Raw genomic sequence first — 5,955 nt, 5'->3', positions numbered from 1 at the left:
GATTTCCATCACCAGCTTCTTCAAAATAAATCTCATCGAGTAATACTTTTAATTTACCTGGTTTAACAACATTACAAACATAATTTAAACTTTGAACGTGAATTTTAGTTACATAAGAATATTGTTCTAAAACTTTAACTAATTCCGGAATAGAAATATTTTGTAATGACTGAATTCTAGGGTCTTCTGCGGGGTTGCCAGAGAATTTAGAGGTATCATATAGCTTGCCAAAAACTTGATTTAATAGATAGGGAAGTTGTGAAAACTATTGTTCTTGCTCCTTGTTTAATTAGGGTTTGCTGAAAAAGTCTTATGGGTGAGGGTAGGAGTCAGGAGACAGGAGACAGGAGACAGGAGTAGTAAGGAATGAGCGAGGAGGCAGGAGGAAGAATTATCCCTTGATTTTTCAGCTATGAGTCAACCCAAAATCCTAACTTTATGCAGCTCTAAGNAATTATCCCTTGATTTTTCAGCTATGAGTCAACCCAAAATCCTAACTTTATGCAGCTCTAAGGAGCAAAAACCTTGTACTTTTTCCAGACCTAAAACCTCTCAAACCTTTACCTGTCAATGCTTTAATATTTAATCAGCAAGCACTAATTAATTGATTTATCTTGATAACTATAATGATTTCCTTAGCTGAAAATTTACGTTATTTAGATTGGGAGGTTGATAATAGTTGGCTGAGAAAATAGTTAGTGACAATGGACGCAAGGATGATTTTTATGTCTGGGAAAAAGGGTATTTTGAATGTGATTATTCAATTCTGTTTGTTGTATGACTTCTGATTGTTTTTATCTTGAGTTTTTTATGTCTTTTTTACGACATTCTTTTTAATGAAACTGATTAAAAATCTCTATCACGAAGCGAGGAGTTAGGATTTTTAATTAGATAGTAAAGCGATGGCTTAAAGCAGTTATAAAAGATTTTCCAAAAATGCGTTGAGTATTGAACCAATTGAAGATTAGTATAAAATTGCCTATCAGGTGAAAATTAATCTGATAGGCAACTCTATTGATATATCAACAGATAATAAAGGTTTTAAAGCATTTAATTTATCTGACTCGCTGCACTTAGTTGATAGGAGCCTTATATTTCCGCCCGTACTAGAAAATGGCTGATGAGGAAGAACAACTTAATCCAGTTCCTCGCCTGTACTAAACCATCCAGTCGTACCTCCAGCAATACCTTCCATCTCATGTTCATGCAATTCTACCCAGTCTTTGTCTGTTTTATTGCTTTGAGTTTTATTAACCTTTGTACTTTGTTGTTTTGTTTTGGAATTAGTTTTCTTCATATTTCTCTCCTTATAGAATGAGGAATTATTTTGATTTAATTTGTAACTGTTAAGAAAGGTCTCCACTCTGGAGTTTACCGCCAACTACTTTATCCAAGTCCTCTAGTTGTAATTCCACTAATCCTACATGACTTTCTTGTATATTTGATTGATTTTTGCTGATGTTCTTAGAGTTTTGAGTGATTGAGTTAGCTTGATTGTTCATTTGTTCTGTTTCGGAATCTAATAGTTTTAGTCTATGTTACAACACAGTCAAATTCTTAATATTTCTAAGCCTGGTTCAGCTTATGCAAAATTTTGACACTAAAACATACCTTTTCTATCAATAACCCTTTTTAGAAAAAATTGTGTAGAAAGTCACATCAAATTCCCAGAATAAATATAATCATACTTCTTGTTGACCAATCATCTATTATGAATTTACTGAAAATTGCTAATCTTCATTAATTAATAAATTATCCTACTAGCAGTCAATTAGACTTTTTTATTAGTTAATCTCTACTAAGTTCCTAAACAAAATTAATTACACATCCTAATTTACTCTCTATTCCCTGTTCCCTTTTCCCTTTTCAGTGTCCTGATTTTGCCTGAAATCTTTGATTTTCAACTTATTAATTAACTCATCTTTGATGCGACCCATAATGGAATTTTCGTCCAAAGATGCCAAAATATTACTCACTACAGCTTTCGGACCTTCTTCTCCCCAAGATGCACCATTAGCAAGATAAGTTTTAGTTATTTGTCCAATTCCATAAGATGATAAACCTCCCACTGCTGCTTGAGTTACTGCTACAGACAAATAGGGTGCTAAAGATAACCCCCCAGTAACAGGTGCAGCTAAACCCAATAATCCTTTCAGAGAACTTAATCCTAGATTTGCCACTAATTCACTGGCAGTTATACCACCCATACTAATAGCTATCTTTTGTAATAAATCTACTGCTCCAGTTTGACTCATCCTGATACCATATAACTTGGATAAAGTCAATATCATAGCTACATCAACTATTGCCCCACTGAGAATATCTACCACAGTTACAGGGTTGAGAGCGATCGCCATTGCCTTAGTCATTACTCCCTTCCAAATTACCCGATCTGCACTTTGGGAGCGAATTTCTATTTTCCGGCGTACTAACTGCTCATTCACATCATCAGCATAAAGCATACTATTGAGCGCCACTAAAGATTTACCTTCTTTATCTAAAATTTCTAATATTTTCAGCTTTAAATCTTCTACTTGAGGTTCTCCTCGTACCATCTCTACCTTAAGACTACCATCGGAACGTTGGACAGCCTTAGCAAGCAGTGGAGAAGCGGCGGCCATAACTATTTCATTTGGTGAGAGTAATTCACGAACTCGTTCATCACGAATTTTATTATATATAGCTAACCTATCTGCTTCTGGGTATTGGTCTATTTTGTTAAACACCAGCAAAATTGGTTTACCAGCATCTCGTAAGTAAGAAAGAGCTTCATATTCTACTTGGGTAATATCTCCTGCTACAGCAAATAGAAGTAAATCTGCTTGTTTTGCTACTTGTCGGGCCATCAATTCCCTAGTTTCTCCATCTACTTCATCTATACCAGGAGTATCAATCAGTTCCACTTGAGATATTCTGTAGGAAGTTAGAGAATTTGTAGATGATGATTCTATTTCTCTTAAATTTTCTCTCCCTAATTCCCATTGTCTAATTTGTGTAGTTTTAGTAACACCATGAATTGGACCTGTTTTAAATACTTTTTCTCCTAATAAAGCATTGAGAAGTGAAGATTTACCTCGACCTACCATGCCAAATACGGCAATATAAACAGAAGCTTTTTCTAACTTTTCCAACATTGATTCTAACCCAGAAATTTCTGAGTCTAATCCTGCTCTTTCTTCTGGAGTTAAATCCAGATTATTTACGATATCTTTTAAAGCATCTTTAGCGTTACAAATGTTAAGTTCTGCTTGAATATCTGCAAAGTTTGATATTGTTTTGTCTAGTTCTTTATCTAGATTCATTGATAACTTACCTTAAAACCAAGACAGGGAAAAAAAATAAAAAACCTAATAGTTAATTACTAAATAGGGTTTGCTGATTAAATATTAAAGAATTTACATATAGAAGTTTTAGCATTTTTAGGTCGGGAAAAAGTACCTAATTTTCAGCTATTTATGGTCAAAAACTCAGGATTTTGGGCGCATAGTTGATAAAAAAAATTACTCCCGTAGGGACGCCCTTATGCAACGTCCCTACCTACTCTTCCGCTCCCCTAATCCTTAAAAAATACTTTTTCAGCAAACCCTAAATATTGGGGGAATTATTAACTTAATTAAGTAGAGAGTTCTAGGATATTCGGGAATGGATAAATAAATAACCTTTAACTCCATAGTAGAGAATTAGAGTTTTTGATATTTCCCTTCCCCTAATCCTTAAAAAATACTTTTTCAGCAAACCCTAAATATTGAGGGAATTATTAACTTAATTAAGTAGAGAGTTCTAGGATATTCGGGAATGGATAAATGAATAACCTTTAACTCCATAGTAGAGAATTAGAGTTTTTGATATTTCCCTTTAGTTATTAATTTTTGCCTATTCACAAACTCCTTATATTTTTTTTATATATAATATCTTTAAGTATTATAACATTTCTATTGTTTTCCTAAGCATTCAGCGGTCAGCTAGCCTCTTGCCTCCTGCGGAGGAGTTGCGCTTCTTCGTATAGGGAATGCTCCGCATTCATCTCGGCTCTTAGCCTCAACGCTTTTTCGTATAGGGAATGCTCCGCAAACATGTCGCGCAGCAAAACAGCTATTGCTTTTATCACTTATGAAAAGCAATATCTAATTAAGAAATTAAAAATCTTACTACAAAAGTCAATTCCAAAGTCTATATTCATTTAAACCCAGTCCTTAAGTACAGGTTCTTAGAGCTAATAGCTGAATGCTTACTTATTTTCTGTTCCCTTTAATACCAATTACAAAAACTAATGCTATAGTTGTTTTCGGACTGTTTTTAATAATACAGCNATATTCATTTAAACCCAGTCCTTAAGTACAGGTTCTTAGAGCTAATAGCTGAATGCTTACTTATTTTCTGTTCCCTTTAATACCAATTACAAAAACTAATGCTATAGTTGGGTGAAACTTCAATTATTAAGTAATTCAGACAGAGATAAAAAAAGTGCTAGGAGATTTCCTTATATTCAATTCCGTGAGTGTTTTCCTTCAGATAATATCCATTATCAATTATCAATTATCAATTAATGAATAGGAGTTAGGACTGAGAATTTAAGAGAGGCACAAATCTTTAATATGTAGTTTTTCAAATAATTTTACTTCAGGTATCTTTTTTGAATTTTGTCTTGTGATAATATTTATTATTTCCTTTTAATTAATAAAAGATAAATCAATCCTGCCAAAGTTGGTAGTCAAGGCAACTTGTATATTTTCTAATGCTTTTACTAACCATATCACTGCTTCTCTTGTAGATGCTTCATAATGGTTAAATAGTATTGCTAATCGCTTTTCTAGGTATGGCTTGACTCTATAGCAAACCAAAACTATTTTTAGGAGGAGACTGGTAGTTGCTATTGGTCCCATATTAGCCATCAGATTGAGAAATAAAAAGTGTTGTGGTTTTTGAATGCTTTCTACAACTAAAAAACCTAACATTTGATTACAGGTTCTCATTAGTAAAAAGTCGTTAAATTTTTTATCATCATTGTGAGGTATGGTATTTTTTAGTTGCTGATATAGTTTGTTCTTAAACTGGTTCTTAACATACCTGGAGTCGAAATCAAATGATGAACTTAAGTATTCATAGAAGCTTTCTTTAAAGCAACCATATGATTGAGGTTGTCTGACATGAGTTAGGAAACTTTTTGCATAATCTTGGTAGTTCTTGCCATTCTCAACTTTACCTACAAATTGTCTAATAGCTGATAATAATTCTCCAGGGCTTAAAAGAGTAGGATTTTGAATTTTGTTCGTGTTTTCCCAACTAGACTCTGTAAACTTTGAATCTCTCAACTTGGAAGTATTTATTACTCCATGTCTAATTTGATGAGTTACATAGTGAGATAAGTCTATTTCAAATTTTTTCTGTTTTTGTCGTTGCATATTTTTAATAGCTTGCTGATGTTCATAGCTATTGTCTGAGGTAATTAAACAATGTTGGTATAAGTAAGGATAACGTGGAATTAGAGTTCTCAAAGGTTGAGCTAAAGCACTATGACTATTTTTATAACTTCTTGCTTCTTGGTTTATTAATTCTGCAAAACGTTTTAAAGTTAGGTACTGCTCACTTGTTGTGAATGCCTGAACTAGGTCAAACAGTTTCTTACTACTGCGGGAACCGTAGTAACGTTGTATTGGTTTATTCTTAATACTATCAAATAGTTTAATTAAGTCTAGCAATACATCTCTTTTATAGTTGTAGAGTCGCTTTCTATTAATAACTATATGACAGCAGCGATTGAGGATAAAATTAAATTCTTCCTCAACTTGCAATAATGCAATAATTCTTTCTAGTGCTTTAGCTACTTCTCTATCAGGATATCCAGAACCATTAATAAATAAAATTCTAAACCTTTCTATTATCTCTTCTGATGACTCTAGGTCTATCAATTGGAGAAAATGGTTATAGATATACTGTTCATACTGGGATTTGTCT

The 5,955-nt window shown here is 33.2% G+C and carries 4 protein-coding genes; all 4 read right to left on the bottom strand.

Going from position 1 to position 5,955, the window contains the following annotated elements; all coding sequences use genetic code 11:
• Positions 1–1,135 precede the first annotated feature (1,135 nt).
• Positions 1,136–1,297: a hypothetical protein gene (locus AFK68_RS36825; protein WP_168186474.1), complete on the bottom strand. Its 162-nt coding sequence runs from the start codon at positions 1,295–1,297 to the stop codon at positions 1,136–1,138.
• 49 nt (positions 1,298–1,346) lie between these two features.
• Positions 1,347–1,502, bottom strand: a complete 156-nt coding sequence (locus AFK68_RS36820; protein ID WP_168186473.1) for a hypothetical protein — start codon at positions 1,500–1,502, stop codon at positions 1,347–1,349.
• A gap of 339 nt (positions 1,503–1,841) precedes the next feature.
• A complete protein-coding gene (locus tag AFK68_RS14350; protein WP_094673393.1) occupies positions 1,842–3,302 on the bottom strand; it encodes a GTP-binding protein in 1,461 nt (486 codons plus the stop codon).
• Positions 3,303–4,670: 1,368 nt separating this feature from the next.
• A partial coding sequence (locus AFK68_RS14345) for a hypothetical protein (RefSeq protein WP_143437876.1) occupies positions 4,671–5,955 on the bottom strand: 1,285 nt, incomplete at its 5' end.

It is taken from the genome of Hydrocoleum sp. CS-953 (assembly GCF_002260545.1).
GTDB lineage: Bacteria > Cyanobacteriota > Cyanobacteriia > Cyanobacteriales > Microcoleaceae > Trichodesmium.
The sequence above is the reverse complement of the archived record's forward strand: the minus strand, read 5'-3'. Positions and strand labels throughout refer to the sequence as shown.